Raw genomic sequence first — 17622 nt, forward strand, 5'->3', positions numbered from 1 at the left:
ACCCATGCGCACCGAACAACCGAAGATGATTTACCTGAAGGATTATCAGGCGCCGGACTACCTGATCGACGAGACGCACCTGACCTTCGAGTTGTTCGAGGACCATAGCCTGGTCCACGCGCAGCTGGTGATGCGCCGCAACCCCGAGCGAGGCGCCGGTTTGCCGCCCTTGGTACTCGATGGCCAGCAACTGGAGCTGTTGAGTGTCAACCTGGCCGACCAGCCGCTGACGGACGCCGATTACCAACTGACTGACAGCCACCTGACCGTGCAGCCCAGGAGTGAGACCTTCACCCTCGACACCACGGTCAAGATCCATCCGGAAACCAACACCGCCCTGGAAGGCCTGTACAAATCCGGCGGCATGTTCTGCACCCAGTGCGAGGCCGAGGGTTTTCGCAAGATCACTTACTACCTCGACCGTCCCGACGTGATGAGCGTGTTCACCACCACGGTGATCGCCGAGCAGCACCGCTATCCGGTACTGCTGTCCAACGGCAACCCGATTGCCAGCGGCCCCGGTGAAGACGGTCGGCACTGGGCGACCTGGGAAGACCCGTTCAAGAAACCCGCCTACCTGTTCGCCCTGGTGGCCGGTGACCTGTGGTGTGTCGAAGACAGCTTCACCACCATGACTGACCGCGAAGTCGCATTGCGCATCTACGTCGAGCCGGAAAACATCGACAAGTGCCAGCACGCCATGACCAGCCTGAAAAAATCCATGCGCTGGGATGAACAAACCTACGGCCGTGAGTACGACCTCGATATCTTCATGATCGTGGCGGTGAACGACTTCAATATGGGCGCCATGGAGAACAAGGGCCTTAATATCTTCAACTCCAGCGCCGTGCTGGCCCGCGCCGAAACCGCCACCGACGCCGCGCATCAGCGCGTCGAGGCCATCGTCGCCCACGAATACTTCCACAACTGGTCGGGCAACCGCGTGACCTGCCGCGACTGGTTCCAGTTGTCGCTCAAGGAAGGCTTCACCGTGTTCCGCGACTCGGGCTTCTCCGCCGACATGAACTCGGCCACGGTCAAGCGCATCCAGGACGTGGCATACCTGCGTACGCATCAATTCGCCGAGGATGCCGGGCCGATGGCCCACGCGGTGCGCCCGGACAGCTTTATCGAGATCTCCAACTTCTACACCCTGACGGTGTACGAAAAGGGCTCGGAAGTGGTCGGCATGCTGCACACCTTGCTCGGCGCCGAGGGCTTTCGCAAAGGCAGCGACCTGTATTTCGAGCGCCATGACGGCCAGGCAGTGACCTGCGACGATTTCATCAAGGCCATGGAAGATGCCAACGGCGTCGACCTCACCCAGTTCAAACGCTGGTACAGCCAGGCCGGCACGCCGCGTTTGGCGGTGAGCGAGTCCTACGACGCAGCGGCCAAAACCTACAGCCTGACGTTCCGCCAGAGCTGCCCGCCGACCCCGGACAAGGTGGAAAAACTGCCGTTCGTGATTCCGGTCGAGCTGGGCCTGCTGGACGCCACGGGCGCCGGAATCGCCCTGCGCCTTGCCGGCGAAGCGACGGCCGGCGCTACCTCCCGAGTGATTTCGGTGACTGAGGCCGAGCAGACCTTCACCTTCGTCGACGTCGCGGAAAAACCCTTGCCGTCATTGTTGCGTGGTTTTTCAGCGCCGGTGAAACTGAGCTTCCCGTATGACCGCGACCAACTGATGTTCCTGATGCAGCACGACAGCGACGGATTCAACCGCTGGGATGCCGGCCAGCAACTGTCGGTGCAGGTGTTGCAGGAACTGATCGGCCAGCATCAGGCAGGCCAGCCACTGAAGCTCGATCAACGCCTGATCGACGCATTGTGCACCGTGCTGAGCGACGAAAGCCTGGACCAGGCCATGGTCGCCGAAATGCTCTCGCTGCCGAGCGAAGCCTACCTGACCGAAATCAGCGAGGTGGCGGATGTGGAGGCCATTCACGCTGCCCGTGAGTACGCCCGCAAGCAACTGGCCGATAACCTGTTCGAAGGCCTGTGGCTGCGCTACCAGGCCAACCGCGATCTGTCCCGGCAAACGCCGTACGTGGCGGAGGCCGAGCACTTTGCCCGGCGTGCCCTGCAGAACATCGCATTGTCGTACCTGATGCTCAGCGGCAAACCTGAAGTGCTGGCGGCGACACTGGATCAGTTCGACACCAGCGACAACATGACCGAGCGCTTGACGGCCCTGGCCGTGCTGGTGAACTCACCGTTCGACGCGGAAAAAGCCCAGGCCCTGGCGGTGTTTGCCGAGAACTTCAAGGACAACCCGCTGGTCATGGACCAATGGTTCAGCGTGCAGGCCGGCAGCACCCTGCCGGGCGGGCTGGCGCGGGTCAAGGCGTTGATGGAGCATCCGGCGTTCACGATCAAGAACCCGAACAAGGTGCGCGCGCTGATCGGCGCCTTTGCCGGGCAGAACCTGATCAACTTCCACGCGGCGGATGGCTCGGGCTACCGTTTCCTGGCGGACCTGGTGATCCAGCTCAATACGCTGAACCCGCAGATCGCTTCGCGCCAATTGGCGCCCTTGACGCGCTGGCGTAAATACGACGCCGCACGCCAAGCGTTGATGAAGGCGCAGCTGGAGCGCATTCTTGGCTCGGGCGAACTGTCCAGCGATGTGTTCGAGGTGGTCAGCAAGAGCCTTGCCTGACCTGGCCATCTTCCTGAAGGAGGGTGCCAATGTGGGAGGGGGCTTGCCCCCGATGACGGCCTCAGGGCCGATCAGGATGCTGGATCAGACCGAGTACATATCCGTTTCTGCGGTAACGGCCACTTGGGGTTCCGCCCTTACGGCGGCTCACTTTTGAAAAACGCAAAAGTAAGCAAAACGCTCTTGCCCCACCACTCGGCACCTCGCTCAGGCTCGGTGTGCCCTCTCTCCGGCTTGAATCCGTGGGCCGCCGCAATGGGCCATCCATGGCCCAGTGCGGCTAACCCGGCGTCCTGCCGGGTTACCCACGGATTCAAGCCTGCGTTCGGCCAGCGTGGTTTAACGGGGCGCTTAAGATCAAAAGCCAGATCAAGGTCAAGAGCGACTCGCTTCGCATCGTGGTTACGGTTGGGCGCTGCTGAGTTGTGTAGATAGTTATGGCTATCGGGAGCAAGCCCTAATGCCAGTCAGTTAAGCGTAGACCGCCCTCTGTAGGAGCGAGCTTGCTCGCGAAGAACGTCGACGATAACGCGTGCTTCCTGAATGAACGCGGTGCCTGTGAGTTTTTCGCGAGCAAGCTCGCTCCTACAAGAAGCCAGGGCAAGCCCCCTTCCACATTGATCGGAACGGGATGCCGCTTATTGGGCAAGCGGCGTCAACACCTCGGCCTTGTCATCCAGCACCATCACCACCAGCAGCCTGGCGGGCCGGGTCTGGCTTGCGTTGCTTGATTCGAAGTGCCGCGAACCGGCGGGCTCGTAGAACGAATCGCCGGCCTTGTAGGTAATCGCCTTCTCATCGTTGACCCGTGACGTGATTTCGCCTTCCAGCACATACGCCACGGCCGTGCCGGTGTGGCTGTGGGGCACGGTGGCTTGGCCGGGAGCGTAGTCCACGGTTAGCATGATGGTTTTCTTGCCGGGCACGTTGGCCAAGGCGTGCTCCTGCAACACCTTGAGCGTTTCCTCGTGGTACACAGGTTCCTGGGCGTAGGCATTGAGCGAGGCCAGTATCGAGGCAATGGCGAGCAGTCGTTTCATGAGGGGTTCCACGTAGTTCGAGACCCGTTCACCCTACGCCTGGGGGCTTGGTCGACCAATGACCAATCCTGCGCAAAACCGCCTAGCCAATTTGCCGCAGAATGTCGCGGACCTTGTCCAGCGCCGGGTCGATATCGAGGGTTTCGATGGCGCCGAAGCCGAGAATCAGCCCCGTGCGTGGCGCAGTGTCGTGAAAAAACACATCCAGCGGGTACAGACCCACCTGCGCCTTGCGCGCCAATTCCATCAGCAACGGAATATCCACCGGCACCTTGCACAGCGCGGCCAGATGGAACCCGGCCACCGTCGGCACCGCCTCGAACCAGGGCGACAGGTCACCCGCCAGGCGCTGCAGGATCCGTTCGCGGCGCCCCGCGTATATGCTGTGGCAGCGGCGAATATGTTTGAGCAGATAGCCTTCGCTGATGAACTTGGCCAGCGCCCATTGCGGCAGGGTCGAGCTGTGCTGGTCGGTCAGTTGCTTGGCCTTGAGTACCGCGCCATGGATCGCCGGCGGCAGCACCGCGTAGCCCAGGCGCAACTCGGGCAACAGGGTTTTGGAAAAGGTCCCGACGTAGGTCACCACGCCTCGTGTATCCATGCTTTGCAGGGAGTCGGTGGGGCGGCCTTCGTAGCGGAATTCACTGTCGTAGTCGTCTTCGATGATGATAGCGCCGAGGGCGATGGCGCGGTCGAGCAGGGCCTCGCGCCGCGCCAGGCTCATGGGCATGCCGAGGGGGAACTGGTGGGACGGCGTCACATAGATCAGGCGGGTGCCATCCGGGATCTGGTCGACCTGGATGCCTTGCGCATCGACCGGTACGCTCGCGACCCTGGCGCCCATCGCCACGAACAACTGGCGCGCCGGGCTGTAGCCGGGGTCTTCCATGGCGACGATGCTGCCCGGCTCGAGGACCACGCGGGCGATCAGGTCCAGCGCTTGCTGGGCGCCATTGGTCACCACAATGTCAGCGGCGCGACCTTTCACCCCCCGGGAAAAAGCAATATGCCCGGCGATGGCCTCGCGCAGCGCCGGCAAGCCTTCCGGTTGGCTGTAGAAACCACTGTTCCGGGCGATGCGGCGCAACGCATCCAGGGTGCAGCGTCGCCATTCTTCCTGGGGAAACTGATTGCGCGTGGTGGCCCCGCCGATAAATTCGTAGCGCAGGATTTCGTCGCGGGCGGGATGGTGCATGGGCGAGGGGAGCGCCGCCCATTTTCCCAGGCTGGCGGCGCAGGCCAGGTCGGTGGCGGTCTGCACGCGGTCGGGCCGGGGTGCCCACGCATTGACGAAGGTGCCCCGGCCAATCCGGCCGACCAGCAGGCCTTCATATGTCAGGGTGGCATAGGTGTCCGACACGGTTTTGCGCGAGACCTCCAGTTGCTCGGCGAGCAGGCGGCTGGGCGGCAATTGCGCGCCGGCTGAAAGTCGCCCGCCGGTGATGGCTTCGCGCAGTTGCTGGTAAAGCTGGGCAGCCAGGTCCTTGCGGCCGTTGATGACGAGGTGCAGTTCCATGTTTCATCCCGGGACAGATCGATCTGCGCCAAGGTTACGCGCAAATCGATCTGAAAAAACCAGGCGGGATCAGGACAGGAAGCCACCGTCCACATTCAACGACACCCCGGTGGTGTAACTGGACGCATCGCTGGCCAGGAACAACACGGCACCGGCCATTTCGCTGGGGTCGGCCACGCGCTTGAGCGGGATCTGCGCCAGGGCCATCTTCAGGATCGCGTCGTTCTTGACCAGCGCCGAGGCGAACTTGGTATCGGTCAGGCCCGGCAGCAGCGCGTTGCAACGGATGCCGAACGCGGCGCATTCCTTGGCGAACACCTTGGTCATGTTGATCACGGCGGCCTTGGTCACCGAATAGATGCCCTGGAATACACCCGGGGAGATGCCGTTGATCGACGCGACGTTGATGATGCTGCCGCCGCCGTTGTCGCGCATCAGCTTTCCGGCTTCCACCGACATGAAGAAATAGCCGCGGATGTTCACATCGACGGTCTTCTGGAACGCACCGAGGTCGGTGTCCAGCACGTTGCAGAACTGCGGATTGGTCGCGGCGTTGTTGACCAGGATGTCCAGGCGGCCGAACTGTTCACGGATACCGGCGAACACCTGGGCGATCTGCTCCATTTCGCCGATATGGCAGGCTACCGCAGTGGCCTTGCCGCCGTCTGCGATGATCGCGTCGGCAACGTGCTGGCAGCCTTCCAGTTTGCGGCTCGAGACAATCACGTGGGCGCCTTGCTGGGCCAGCAACTTGGCGATGGCCTCGCCGATGCCACGGCTGGCGCCGGAAACGAAAGCAATCTTGCCGTCGAGGTCGAACAGGTGGGTCTTGGACATGAGCGGTTCCTTGTGATTGTTATCAGAGGGCGGATTTGCCGATGACCGACAGGCTCATCTGCTCCAGCAGCGTGTTCATGTGGATGAACTGGGCAAAGCGTTTGTCCTGGGTCTGGCCGTGGAAGAAGCGGTAATAGATCTGCTGCACGATGCCGGCCAGGCGGAACAGGCCGTAGGTGTAGTAGAAGTCGAAATTGTCGATCCGGATGCCTGAGCGCTCGGCATAGTAGTCGACGAACTGGCGGCGGGTGAGCATGCCGGGCGCATTGCTGGGCTGGCGACGCATCAACTGCACGGGGGCGGGGTCGGCGGCTTCGATCCAGTAGGCTAGGGTGTTGCCCAGGTCCATCAACGGGTCGCCGAGGGTGGTCAGTTCCCAGTCCAGCACACCGATGATCTGCATCGGGTTATGCGGGTCGAGGATCACGTTGTCGAAGCGGTAGTCGTTGTGCACGATGCTCGAGGTCGGGTGGTCGGCCGGCATCTTGTCGTTGAGCCAGGCGCGCACGGCTTCCCAACGGGGGGCATCGGGGGTCAGGGCTTTTTCGTAGCGCTCGCTCCAGCCACGGATCTGGCGTTCCACATAACCTTGCGGCCTGCCCAGGTCGGCCAGGCCGCAGGCGTTGTAGTCGACCTGATGCAGTTCGACGAACTTGTCGATAAAGCTTTTGCACAGGGCTTCGGTGCGCGTCGGGTCCAGGCCCAGCTCGGCGGGCAGGTCCGAGCGCAGGATGATGCCGTTGACGCGCTCCATCACGTAGAACTCGGCGCCGATCACCGACTCATCGGTGCAATGCACGTAGGCCTTGGGGCAATAGGGAAAGCCGTCCTTGAGCTGATTGAGAATGCGGTATTCGCGGCCCATGTCGTGGGCGGATTTGGCCTTGTGGCCGAACGGCGGGCGACGCAATACGAATTCCTGATCCGGGTATTCCAGCAGATACGTCAGGTTCGATGCGCCGCCGGGAAACTGGCTGATCTTGACCGTGCCGTGCAGGCCGGGGATATGGGCCTTGAGATAGGGATCGATAAGGCTGGCATCAAGTTCTTCGCCGGGGCGAATCTGGGTCGATTGGTCGTTAAGCGCCATGCTTATCCCTTCTGCTTATTTTAAAGGCCTTGGACTATTGGCTAATCTAATGTGGGTCGCCGCCCAGCGACAAGGTCGGGGCGGCTTTATAGGTCAGCGTGTTGAAGCAGGATCAGCGTGCCTGATCGGTCATTTATCGGGCGCCGGCAATGTTACCGGTGTAAGTACCGGGCGACCGGCGAAGTATTCCACCAGGTTGTCGGCGACCCGTTGCACAGTGTCGTGGGTAGCTTCCGGCGACAGGCCCGCCACATGGGAAGTCAGCACGGTATTGCTCAGGCGCTTGAGTGCGTCAGGCACCTTGGGTTCGTCGTCGAATACGTCCAGCGCGGCGCCGCCGATGCGCCGCTGTTCCAGCGCAGCCACCAGGTCGGCGGTAACCACTACGCTGCCCCGGCCGATGTTGACCAGGAAGCCGTTCGGCCCCAAGGCGTCGAGGGCGTGGCGATCGATCAGGTGACGGGTGCCGGCGCCGCCGGGCGTGGCCAGGATCAGGAAGTCCGAGGTGCGCGCCAGTTCCACGGCGGTTGAACAGTAGGTGTAATCCACATCATCGCGAGGTTGACGGTTGTGATAACTCACCTCCATGCCAAAGCCCAGCGCCGCGCGCCTGGCGATCTCCAGGCCGACGGCGCCCAGCCCGAGAATGCCCAGTTGCTTGCCGCCCAGGGAAGGGCGCATCACTTTGGGCCATTCGTGGCGACGCACGGCGGCGTCCGTCTGGGGGATGCCGCGCACCAGCGACAGCAGCAACGCCATGGCATGGTCGGCCACCGACGGCGCGTTCACCCCTGCACCATTGGTTACCACGATTCCACGGTTGGCCGCTGCCTGTAGGTCCACATGCTCATAACCGGCACCGATCACGCAAATGATCTCCAGCAGCGGCAACGCGGCGATTTCTTCGGCCGACAGCCCCAGGGGCCCCCGGGTCAGTACGGCCTTGATCTGCCCGCCATGAGCCTTGATCGCCTGTGCGCGTTCAGCGGGCGTCGGCGCCAGGATCACGTGGAAATCATTGCTCTCGATGATTTGCAGGTATTCGTTGATGGTCTCAACCAGGACCAGAACAGTGTTGGTCATCGCAAGGTTCTTCCCTAAATACTTGAGCGCATGAGTATGCGGGATTTGTCAGAAGGAGCGTAGGAACCTGTAGGAGCAGCAAACCCACTCCTGAAGTATTTCAAAAACCGAGGTCTTGCTCCTTGTGAGTGCCGGGTGGCGGAGCAATAAAAAAGCCCCGTCCATAACGGGCGTGTGCGGGTTGTCCCCGACCTCGGCGCTTTGTTTATCGGTATTACTGAGCAGTGGTCTGCCGTGCCTGGGCTTGCTCTCTTTGGGCGATCGGCATGAAATCGTACGTTGGATAAAATTCAGTCTCGTAGACACCCCAGGCGGTGTTCTCGATGGCGAGGTTGACTTCAGCCAGGCGCGACGCCGGCAGGCGCAGGACGATGACTTGCCCGATGCCCATGGTGATATTCCAGCTTACGACCTCCACCCCGGCAGGCGGGAACACTTTGTGAAACTCCTGTTTGGCAAGTTGGGCTTTCAATGTGCTGAGGGGCCGTGATTGATCGTGTTTAAGAAATATGGTCAACATGATCGCGTTATCAGGCGTAACGGCAGCGATGTTCGCCCCTGCGGGTGGTTTGGCCTGGGCGGTACCCGCGCCTGGTAACAGAGTGATGATTAACAGTGCAGGTAGCAATGTGAACTTGAACAGGTCGCGAATATTCATCGTGAAGCACCTTTATTGTTGGTTGATTGAGTGGCGCCTGACGATGGCAATGCAGCTATGCGTGATAAAGCGGACAGCATCTGAGTTTGTTGTCGGACCGTTCTTTAATGTGCAGGTTTCGGAGGTGCTGGCAGTATCAGCGCATTGCCATTCCTCAGCTAAGCCTTTGCTTATTCTCAGGAATCCCGGACAATCGCGCCCCTGTTGAGGTCGGGGCGCTGCCTGTCAGGTTTTCTGACTCGTCCCGGCCGCGTGAATGCGGAGATCCGACCGGATGAATGATCAGGCCAATAGCGTCGACGAACGCTATGCAACGACACCTGCAACGCTCACAAGCTGGAGCCGCCAGGACACCACCTGGATGCTTGGGCTGTTCGGCACCGCCATCGGCGCCGGCACTTTGTTCCTGCCGATCAACGCGGGCCTGGGGGGCTTCTGGCCGCTGGTGATCCTGGCGCTGCTGGCCTTCCCGATGACGTTCTTTGCCCACCGTGGGCTGACCCGTTTCGTCCTGTCCGGCCGTGAAGGTTCCGACATTACCGATGTGGTCGAAGAACATTTCGGCGTCAAGGCCGGGGCCTTGATTACCTTGCTGTACTTCTTCGCGATCTTTCCGATCCTGCTGATCTACAGCGTGGCCCTGACCAACACCGTCAGCAGTTTCATGGAGCATCAATTGCACATCATGCCGCCGCCTCGTGCGGTCCTGGCGTTTGTGCTGATTCTGGGCTTGCTGGCCGTGGTGCGTTGCGGTGAACAGGTGATCGTCAAGGCCATGAGCCTGATGGTGTATCCGTTTATCGTGGCCTTGCTGTTCCTCGCTGTCTACCTGGTGCCCCATTGGAATGGCGGCATCCTCAGCACCGCCAGTGAAATTCCGACGCCGTCGGCCTTGCTCAGCACCTTGTGGCTGGCGATTCCGGTGATGGTGTTCTCGTTCAACCATTCGCCGATCATCTCGGCCTTTGCGGTGGACCAGAAGCGCCAGTACGGCGCACACGCCGACGAGCGCAGTTCACAGATCCTGTCCCGCGCGCACCTGTTGATGGTGGCGATGGTGCTGTTCTTCGTGTTCAGTTGCGTGCTGACCCTGTCCCCGGCGCAGTTGGCCGAGGCGAAGGCGCAGAACCTGTCGATCCTGTCGTACCTGGCCAACCATTTCGATAACCCGACCATTGCCTTCGCCGCGCCGTTGATTGCGTTCGTGGCGATTGCCAAGTCGTTCCTGGGCCACTACATCGGTGCCAGCGAGGGCCTCAAGGGCCTGGTGCTCAAGACCGGTCGCCGCCCGGCCGCCAAGTCGCTGGACCGCATGACCGCCGCCTTCATGCTGTTAGTGTGCTGGATTGTCGCCACGCTGAACCCGAGCATCCTCGGCATGATCGAGACCCTGGGCGGGCCGGTGATTGCGTCGATCCTGTTCCTGATGCCGATGTATGCGATCCGCAAGGTGCCGGCGATGGCCAGGTACCGTGGGCAGGCGTCGAATGTGTTTGTCACGGCGGTGGGGTTGGTGGCGATTACGGCGTTGGTGTATTCGCTGGTTGCTTAAGGTCTGACACAGTCTCAAGGACTACAAAGATTCAAATGTGGGAGGGGGCTTGCCCCCGATAGCAGTGGCTCAGTCAATTCATCTATGACTGATACACCGCCATCGGGGGCAAGCCCCCTCCCACATTTGTTTTGTGTTGGCTGTAAAGCCTGATGCCAGGCATAAAAAACGCCGCGTACCTTGCGATACGCGGCGCTCGTTTACCCGGTACAGCTACATCAACACACCGTTAAGCTTGAATCACCGGGATGTTGGCGCTTGCCGCGATCTTGCGGAACTCGGCGATCTGGTCGAAGTTCAGGTAGCGGTAGACGTCACTGGCCATGGTGTCCAGTTTCGCCGCGTAGCCCATGTACTCTTCGACGGTCGGCAGGCGACCCAGGGTAGAGGCCACGGCCGCCAGCTCGGCCGAAGCCAGGTAGACGTTGGCGCCATCGCCCAGACGGTTCGGGAAGTTACGGGTCGAAGTCGACACCACGGTCGAATTCGGCTCAACCCGTGCCTGGTTACCCATGCACAGCGAGCAGCCCGGCATTTCCATGCGCGCGCCAGCCTTGCCGTAGATGCCGTAGTAGCCTTCTTCGGTCAACTGGTGAGCGTCCATCTTGGTCGGCGGCGACAGCCACAGACGGGTTGGCAGCTGGCCCTTGACCTGCTCCAGCAACTTGCCGGCAGCGCGGAAGTGACCGATGTTGGTCATGCACGAGCCGATGAACACTTCGTCGATCTTCTCACCGGCAACGCTGGACAGCAGACGGGCGTCGTCCGGGTCGTTCGGTGCGCAGAGGATCGGCTCGTTGATTTCGGACAGGTCGATCTCGATGATTTCGGCGTATTCGGCGTCGGCGTCGGCTTCCATCAGCTCCGGATTGGCCACCCAGGCTTCCATCGCTTGGGCGCGACGTTCCAGGGTGCGTGCATCGCCGTAGCCTTCGCCGATCATCCAGCGCAGCAGGGTGATGTTGGAGTTCAGGTACTCGGTGACGGAGTCTTTGGACAGCTTGATGGTGCAACCGGCAGCCGAACGTTCAGCCGAGGCGTCGGACAGCTCGAAAGCCTGTTCCAGCGTCAGGTCGTTCAGGCCTTCGATTTCCAGGATGCGACCGGAGAAGGCGTTCTTCTTGCCTTTCTTCTCTACGGTCAGCAGGCCAGCCTGGATCGCGTAGTAAGGAATGGCATGCACCAGGTCGCGCAGGGTGATGCCAGGCTTCATTTTGCCCTTGAAGCGCACCAGGATCGATTCCGGCATGTCCAGTGGCATTACGCCGGTGGCTGCGGCGAATGCAACCAGGCCGGAACCGGCCGGGAACGAGATGCCCATCGGGAAACGGGTGTGGGAGTCGCCACCGGTACCCACGGTGTCCGGCAGCAGCATGCGGTTCAGCCAGCTGTGGATGATACCGTCGCCCGGACGCAGCGATACACCGCCACGGGTCATGATGAAGTCAGGCAGGGTGTGGTGGGTGGTTACGTCGATCGGCTTTGGATAGGCCGCGGTGTGGCAGAACGACTGCATCACCAGGTCGGTCGAGAAGCCCAGGCACGCCAGGTCTTTCAGCTCATCACGGGTCATTGGACCGGTGGTGTCCTGGGAGCCGACGGTAGTCATCTTCGGTTCGCAGTAAGTACCTGGACGCACGCCTTTGCCTTCCGGCAGGCCGCACGCCTTGCCGACCATTTTCTGTGCCAGGGTGAAGCCCTTGCCGGTGTCGACAGGCGCTTCAGGCAGCTTGAACAGGTCGGTAGGGCCCAGGCCCAGTTCGGCACGGGCCTTGTCGGTCAGGCCGCGTCCGATGATCAGCGGGATACGGCCACCGGCGCGAACTTCGTCCAACAGCACCGGGGTCTTCATTTCGAAGGTGGTGATGACTTCGTCGGTGCCGTGCTTGCAGACTTTGCCAGCATGGGGGTACAGGTCGATCACGTCGCCCATGTTCATGTTGGTGACGTCGAACTCGATCGGCAGTGCGCCCGCATCTTCCATGGTGTTGTAGAAGATCGGCGCGATCTTGCTGCCGAAGCAGAAACCACCGGCGCGCTTGTTCGGAACAAAAGGCACGTCGTCGCCGAAGAACCACAGCACCGAGTTGGTCGCCGATTTACGCGACGAACCGGTACCGACCACGTCACCGACGTAGGCGATCGGGAAGCCCTGGCCGCGCATTTCTTCGATCTGCTTCATCGGGCCGGTCTTGCCTTGCTCGTCCGGCACGATGCCTTCACGGGCCATTTTCAGCATGGCCAGGGCGTGCAGCGGGATGTCAGGGCGCGACCAGGCGTCCGGGGCAGGGGACAGGTCATCGGTGTTGGTTTCGCCGGTGACCTTGAACACGCGCAGGCTGATCTTGTCGGCCAGGGTAGGGCGGTTGCTGAACCACTCGCCATCGGCCCAGGATTGAAGCACGGCTTTGGCGTGCTCGTTGCCGTTCTTGGCTTTTTCAGCCACGTCGTGGAACGCATCGAACATCAGCAGGGTGTGCTTGAGCTGGGCGGCCGCGACAGGCGCCAGTTCGGCGTCGTCCAGCAGCTCGACCAGCGTCACGATGTTGTAGCCGCCTTGCATGGTGCCAAGCAGTTCAACCGCGCGCTTTTTGTCGATCAGGGGGGAGGTGGCTTCGCCTTTGGACAGGGCGGACAGGAAGCCGGCCTTGACGTAGGCAGCTTCGTCAACGCCTGGTGGAATGCGGTTGGTGATCAGGTCAACGAGGAATTCTTCTTCGCCAGCCGGAGGATTTTTCAGCAGCTCGACCAGGCCTGCGGTTTGTTCGGCGTTAAGCGGCTGGGGAACGATACCCAGGGCGGCACGCTCTTCGATATGTTTGCGGTAGGCTTCAAGCACAGTTATTACCCTCATCAGTGGTCCCACGGGACGCTCATCCAGGAATGACCGGCACGCGTGCGCTCGGGGGCTTTTTGGGCCGCAAAGCCAGCGCTGCCGGCATTCCTTACAGAAGCTGCTTTCAAAGTTTTACGCCTGCAGAACGGAGCTGATGAGGGTTGGCGCAAGCATTGACCTACCGGGTCAAACTTGCGCCAACACCGTTCTGAAGGAACGACTGTGCTCGTGACGCTTTGAAAACAGCTTCCAGCGGATTATTGGCGCCTTACAAGGCCGGGTGATTCTACGGCAAAAAAAATCTAAAGGTAAGTTGCGTCGCCAAGTTTGCAGGGTGATCAACCTTAGACAAAGGGCTAACATGGCGCACTGTTTTGCTGATCTGCGTGTTTTGCCCATGCCCAACCAAACCATCAAGACCCCTTGCGTCGGCCTGTGCTCCACGGTCTACGGCGATCTCGTGTGCCGTGGCTGCAAGCGCTTTCACCACGAGGTGATCCAGTGGAATGGCTATAACGAGGAAGAAAAGCGCGCGGTCTGGCTCAGGCTCGAACAGTTGCTGGTGCAGGTGATGGCCGGCAAAGTGGAGGTTTTTGACCCCAGGACCCTGCGCGGGCAGTTGGAACAGCGCAAGATTCGCTTCGTGCCGCACCAGTCCGAGTACTGCTGGGCCTATCAGTTGATTGCGCGTGGGGCGCGGGTGATCAATAGCCTGGAGGCCTACGGCATGGTGCTGCTGCCGGAGTTTCGCGACTGGGCGCTGCCGCAGTTGCGTGACGCCATTGACCGGGAGTTCTTTATTCTGTCCGAGGCCCATTACCAGCGCTATATCGCACCGGGCTTCCTGAAAGATGCATTCGCTGACTGACAATACAAATCCAAAGTGTGGGAGGGGGCTTGCCCCCGATGGCTGAGTGTCAGTTACCAGATGTATTGGCTGACAGACTGCAATCGGGGGCAAGCCCCCTCCCACATTGGGTTCTCGGTGCCTGAAGGAGCGATGTCAGGACTTGGTGGCGAGTTCTTCCAGATGATCCATCAGTGTCTGCGGTTTGAGCACCAGCACGTCGCTTTCCACCGCATCGAGCACCACTTCCGCCGTATTGCCGATCAACGCCCCGGAAATCCCGGTACGCGCCACGGTGCCGATGATAGTGACCGCCGCTTGCCATTTATGCGCCGCGAAGGGAATCAATACATCCGCCGGCCCTTCCTCGATATGCAGGTGTGCATCATCCACGTCGAATTCAGTCTGGAAGGCTTTGCATTGCTCGCGATAACGCGCCTCGATGGTTTCCCTGAGTTGGAAGGTCGGGTCCGCCGCCGACAGCATCGGCGATGGATGCGCGCTGATGACATGCAATTGCGCTTTGGCCAGGCTGGCGATATCGAAACCGTGGTCGATGATGGCGTTGTGCAGCGAGCGGTGCTCGCTGTCGGTATTGCCCACGTCGATGGCCGCCAGAATCACCCGCTCGGCCCAGGGCGTAGCGGTCTTGACCAGCAGCACAGGCGTCGGGCAGTAGCGCAGCAGTTTCCAGTCCGCCGGGGTCAGCAGCGCCTTTTTCAACGGGCTGTCGGAAAAGTGCTGCTTGATCACCAGCCCGCAGCCTTCGGCCTGCTGCACGTCGACGATGGTTTCATGCAGGCTGTCGTTCCACGCTTGCTCGGTGCTGACGCTATACCCATCCTCCTGCAAGCCGGACTTGAGCACGCTCAGCAGCGCCGAATGCTCGTGCTTTCTGTCACAGACCAGCAGATGCAAGTGCGCGCCGGTGACCCCGGCGATCAGCTTGGCGCGCTTGAGGGCCAGGCTTTCGGAATGCTCGGGCTCGATGACCACCAGGATGCTGCGGATGGCTTGCATGGTCGGATCTCCAGGAAGGGGCTGCAACAACTATAGTTGCTGCTGGCCTGGCGTCATCTTGATGTACATCAAGGCCCATGGCTGGCGGTCTGCGGCGGGGTCGGTATAATCGGCGCCCCTTTGCGATCCTTTGCCCGTGAGCCCGATGATCCTGCCCGAAATCCACGAATTCCTCGGCTGCCCCACCCCCGATGCCTGGGTGCAGGCCGCGCTGGCCGATCAGGACACCCTGCTGATCGACCACAAGAACTGTGAATTCAAAGCCGCCAGCACCGCCCTGAGCCTGATCGCCAAGTACCACGGCCATGTCGACCTGATCACTATGATGTCGCGCCTGGCCCGCGAAGAGCTGGTGCATCATGAGCAGGTCATGCGCCTGATCAAGAAACGCAAGGTCGAGCTGCGTCAATTGTCCGCCGGCCGTTACGCCTCGGGCTTGCGCAAGGTGGTGCGCAACCATGAGCCGGTCAAGCTGGTGGATACCCTGGTGGTCGGTGCCTTTATCGAAGCGCGCAGCTGCGAGCGTTTCGAAGCCCTTGTACCGCATTTGGACGAAGAACTCGGCAAGTTCTATTTCGGCTTGCTCAAAAGCGAGGCACGGCATTTTCAGGGCTACTTGAAATTGGCGTACCAGTACGGTGACGCCAGGGACATCGCCCAGGTGATCGAGCGGGTGAGGGCGGCCGAGCAGGCACTGATCGAGTCACCCGACGTCGAGTTCCGCTTTCACAGCGGCGTGCCAGCCTGAGGCCACGGCCACGCCGATCAAGGCGCTGATTCCAGTCAACAGCAGGATTACCGTTTGCGTGCCAAGCGGCGCGGCCAGCACCGCAATCATCAAACCGGCCAGGGGCTGGGCCAGGTTGTTGAGCAAGGTGATCACGCCCACCGTCTTGCCAAAATCCTGCACCGGAATGACCTGCTGACGCAGGCTGCGCATGTACACGTTGAACATCTTGTCGAAACCGGTTACCAGCAGGAAGCCCACGGCGTACGCCCATAGGCCTGGACTGATGGCGGTGATCAGCGCGCCGACGGCAATCATCGAATACGACAGCCCGCCGAGCACCTTCAGCGCCAGGGTCGAACGCGCCAGGTAAAACAGAATCACGAGGGTGACCACCGCGCCGGCGGCTTGCAGCAGGGCGTAGGCGTCCTTGTCGGCCGCATATTGCCCGGTGACCATGGCCGCCGAGGTGGCCAGCGTGACCCCGACCAGCAGGTTCACACCGACCGCCAGGGTAACGATGCGTTTCAACTCCACGCGGTTGCGGATGTGGCCGAAGGCGGTACGCAAGGGTTGCAGCCAGAGACCCGAGGGTTGTTCGTGGATGGGCAGGTTTACCGTGGTGTTGCGCTGCCAGATCAGCATCGCCAGGTCCGCCAGCACAAACAGCGCGGCGATTCCCAGCACCACCCAGGGCCACGCCCAGATGTCCAGCATCAATGCCGCCACCAGAGGCCCGAGGACCAGGCCGCTCTGGTCGGCGATCTGTGAATAGGACAAGGTCCTGGCGTAGGTGTAGTGCTGGAAGATATGTGGCATCAGCACCTCCCGCGCCATGATGCCCTGGGTGGTCAATACCCCGCACAACGCGGACAGGATCACCAGCCACTGGATACCGTCGAACAGCCCATACAGCGCGACCGCCACCACACAGACCAGTGCCCGGTACACCTGGCTGATATGCAGGATGCGCACCGGTGAGAACCTATCGCACAACGCCCCGCACACGGGAAATGCCAGGTAGCGCGGCAGCGATTCGACAAAGAACGCCAGGCCCGCCCACGACACACTGCCGGTGGTCTGGAACACCACCAGCGGCACGATGAACAGCAGGATCTGGTCCGCCAACCGCGACAGGAACAGTGAAACGAAGAACGCCAGGTAATCCCTGCGCATATGACTCCCTGCCAATGGCGTAAAAGAGTGCAGGCAAATTGTTAAAAACTCTTAAAAGCATGAAGCTTGCCGGCACGGTACACGGACGCTGCTCCCGTCGACCAGCTTGCCATCTATAATGCCGGCCTTTCAATCTGCGTTCGCACCCTGGGAACTTATGGAAAACCTGGGTCAGGGCAAGGTCCTGCTCGTTGAGGACGACGAGAAGCTGGCAGGGCTGATCGCGCATTTTCTGCCGCAGCACGGTTTTGACGTGCGGGTGGTGCATCGGGGCGATCTGGCCTTGACCGCGTTTCTCGAGTTCAAGCCGAAAATGGTCGTGCTCGATTTGATGTTGCCTGGCCAGAGTGGGCTGCATGTGTGCCGCGAGATTCGCACGGTGTCGGATACGCCCATCGTGATCCTGACGACCAAGGAAGATGACCTCGACCATATCCTGGGCCTCGAGTCCAGCGCCGACGATTACGTGATCAAGCCGATCAAGCCGCCGGTGCTGCTTGCCCGTTTGCGCGCCTTGCAACTATCGACGACGGCGCGCAATTGCTTGAGATCCAGTTGCCGGAAGAGCCCAAGTGGCT

At 61.1% G+C, this 17622-nt stretch carries 13 protein-coding genes and 1 pseudogene; 5 read left to right on the forward strand and 9 right to left on the reverse strand.

Features of this window, described 5'->3' with window-relative positions; translation table 11 throughout:
• The first annotated feature begins 4 nt into the window (after nt 1–4).
• Nucleotides 5–2662, forward strand: a complete 2658-nt coding sequence (gene pepN, locus TU82_RS21295) for an aminopeptidase N (protein ID WP_057725191.1) — start codon at nt 5–7, stop codon at nt 2660–2662.
• Nucleotides 2663–3300: 638 nt separating this feature from the next.
• Here the strand turns inward: pepN and TU82_RS21300 are convergent.
• From TU82_RS21300 to TU82_RS21325, 6 genes are all read right to left on the reverse strand, one after another.
• Nucleotides 3301–3702, reverse strand: coding sequence for a cupin domain-containing protein (locus tag TU82_RS21300; protein ID WP_057725192.1), 402 nt, complete (start codon nt 3700–3702; stop codon nt 3301–3303).
• A gap of 82 nt (nt 3703–3784) precedes the next feature.
• Entirely contained in the window at nt 3785–5218 is a 1434-nt protein-coding gene (gene pdxR / locus TU82_RS21305) for a MocR-like pyridoxine biosynthesis transcription factor PdxR (protein ID WP_057725193.1), read from the reverse strand.
• A 69-nt stretch (nt 5219–5287) separates the two neighbouring features.
• On the reverse strand, nt 5288–6055 hold the full coding sequence (locus TU82_RS21310; RefSeq protein WP_057725194.1) for an SDR family oxidoreductase: 768 nt from the start codon (nt 6053–6055) through the stop codon (nt 5288–5290).
• A gap of 22 nt (nt 6056–6077) precedes the next feature.
• On the reverse strand, nt 6078–7145 hold the full coding sequence (locus TU82_RS21315; RefSeq protein WP_057725195.1) for a phosphotransferase family protein: 1068 nt from the start codon (nt 7143–7145) through the stop codon (nt 6078–6080).
• A gap of 129 nt (nt 7146–7274) precedes the next feature.
• On the reverse strand, nt 7275–8228 hold the full coding sequence (locus TU82_RS21320) for a 2-hydroxyacid dehydrogenase (protein ID WP_057725196.1): 954 nt from the start codon (nt 8226–8228) through the stop codon (nt 7275–7277).
• A 214-nt stretch (nt 8229–8442) separates the two neighbouring features.
• Nucleotides 8443–8886 (reverse strand): hypothetical protein, encoded by a 444-nt coding sequence (locus TU82_RS21325; RefSeq protein ID WP_057725197.1) that lies wholly within the window; start codon nt 8884–8886, stop codon nt 8443–8445.
• A gap of 274 nt (nt 8887–9160) precedes the next feature.
• Between TU82_RS21325 and TU82_RS21330 the strand changes: the two genes are divergently transcribed.
• Entirely contained in the window at nt 9161–10438 is a 1278-nt protein-coding gene (locus TU82_RS21330; protein WP_057725198.1) for a serine/threonine transporter, read from the forward strand.
• A gap of 229 nt (nt 10439–10667) precedes the next feature.
• On the opposite strand, the gene acnB is transcribed toward TU82_RS21330, so the two are convergent.
• Complete coding sequence (gene acnB / locus TU82_RS21335; protein ID WP_057725199.1) at nt 10668–13277, reverse strand: bifunctional aconitate hydratase 2/2-methylisocitrate dehydratase; 2610 nt, start codon at nt 13275–13277, stop codon at nt 10668–10670.
• A gap of 394 nt (nt 13278–13671) precedes the next feature.
• Here acnB and TU82_RS21340 point away from each other — a divergent pair, with 394 nt between their 5' ends.
• Entirely contained in the window at nt 13672–14142 is a 471-nt protein-coding gene (locus TU82_RS21340) for a DUF1289 domain-containing protein (protein WP_057725200.1), read from the forward strand.
• 135 nt (nt 14143–14277) lie between these two features.
• Here TU82_RS21340 and TU82_RS21345 read toward each other — a convergent pair whose 3' ends face one another.
• Nucleotides 14278–15141: a universal stress protein gene (locus tag TU82_RS21345; protein ID WP_057725201.1), complete on the reverse strand. Its 864-nt coding sequence runs from the start codon at nt 15139–15141 to the stop codon at nt 14278–14280.
• Between the two features lie 145 nt (nt 15142–15286).
• Between TU82_RS21345 and TU82_RS21350 the strand changes: the two genes are divergently transcribed.
• Nucleotides 15287–15889, forward strand: a complete 603-nt coding sequence (locus TU82_RS21350; RefSeq protein WP_057725202.1) for a MiaE family protein — start codon at nt 15287–15289, stop codon at nt 15887–15889.
• On the opposite strand, the gene TU82_RS21355 is transcribed toward TU82_RS21350, so the two are convergent.
• Nucleotides 15845–17044, reverse strand: a complete 1200-nt coding sequence (locus TU82_RS21355; protein WP_057725203.1) for an MFS transporter — start codon at nt 17042–17044, stop codon at nt 15845–15847. The two genes, TU82_RS21350 and TU82_RS21355, sit on opposite strands and share 45 nt — an antisense overlap.
• 157 nt (nt 17045–17201) lie before the next feature.
• On the opposite strand from TU82_RS21355, the pseudogene TU82_RS21360 reads away from it, so the two are divergent.
• A pseudogene (locus TU82_RS21360) lies at nt 17202–17561 on the forward strand (response regulator); the annotation flags it as partial.
• Nucleotides 17562–17622: the final 61 nt, after the last annotated feature.

The organism is Pseudomonas orientalis (genome assembly GCF_001439815.1).
Lineage (GTDB): Bacteria > Pseudomonadota > Gammaproteobacteria > Pseudomonadales > Pseudomonadaceae > Aquipseudomonas > Aquipseudomonas orientalis.

Coding starts and splice junctions, on each gene's coding strand:
- TU82_RS21300 (WP_057725192.1), bottom strand. CDS start 3,702: ATGAAACGACTGCTCGCCATTGCCTCGATACTGGCCTCGCTCAATGCC.
- TU82_RS21330 (WP_057725198.1), top strand. CDS start 9,161: ATGAATGATCAGGCCAATAGCGTCGACGAACGCTATGCAACGACACCT.
- pepN (WP_057725191.1), top strand. CDS start 5: ATGCGCACCGAACAACCGAAGATGATTTACCTGAAGGATTATCAGGCG.
- pdxR (WP_057725193.1), bottom strand. CDS start 5,218: ATGGAACTGCACCTCGTCATCAACGGCCGCAAGGACCTGGCTGCCCAG.
- TU82_RS21340 (WP_057725200.1), top strand. CDS start 13,672: ATGCCCAACCAAACCATCAAGACCCCTTGCGTCGGCCTGTGCTCCACG.
- TU82_RS21320 (WP_057725196.1), bottom strand. CDS start 8,228: ATGACCAACACTGTTCTGGTCCTGGTTGAGACCATCAACGAATACCTG.
- TU82_RS21315 (WP_057725195.1), bottom strand. CDS start 7,145: ATGGCGCTTAACGACCAATCGACCCAGATTCGCCCCGGCGAAGAACTT.
- TU82_RS21355 (WP_057725203.1), bottom strand. CDS start 17,044: ATGCGCAGGGATTACCTGGCGTTCTTCGTTTCACTGTTCCTGTCGCGG.
- TU82_RS21350 (WP_057725202.1), top strand. CDS start 15,287: ATGATCCTGCCCGAAATCCACGAATTCCTCGGCTGCCCCACCCCCGAT.
- TU82_RS21345 (WP_057725201.1), bottom strand. CDS start 15,141: ATGCAAGCCATCCGCAGCATCCTGGTGGTCATCGAGCCCGAGCATTCC.
- TU82_RS21325 (WP_057725197.1), bottom strand. CDS start 8,886: ATGAATATTCGCGACCTGTTCAAGTTCACATTGCTACCTGCACTGTTA.
- TU82_RS21310 (WP_057725194.1), bottom strand. CDS start 6,055: ATGTCCAAGACCCACCTGTTCGACCTCGACGGCAAGATTGCTTTCGTT.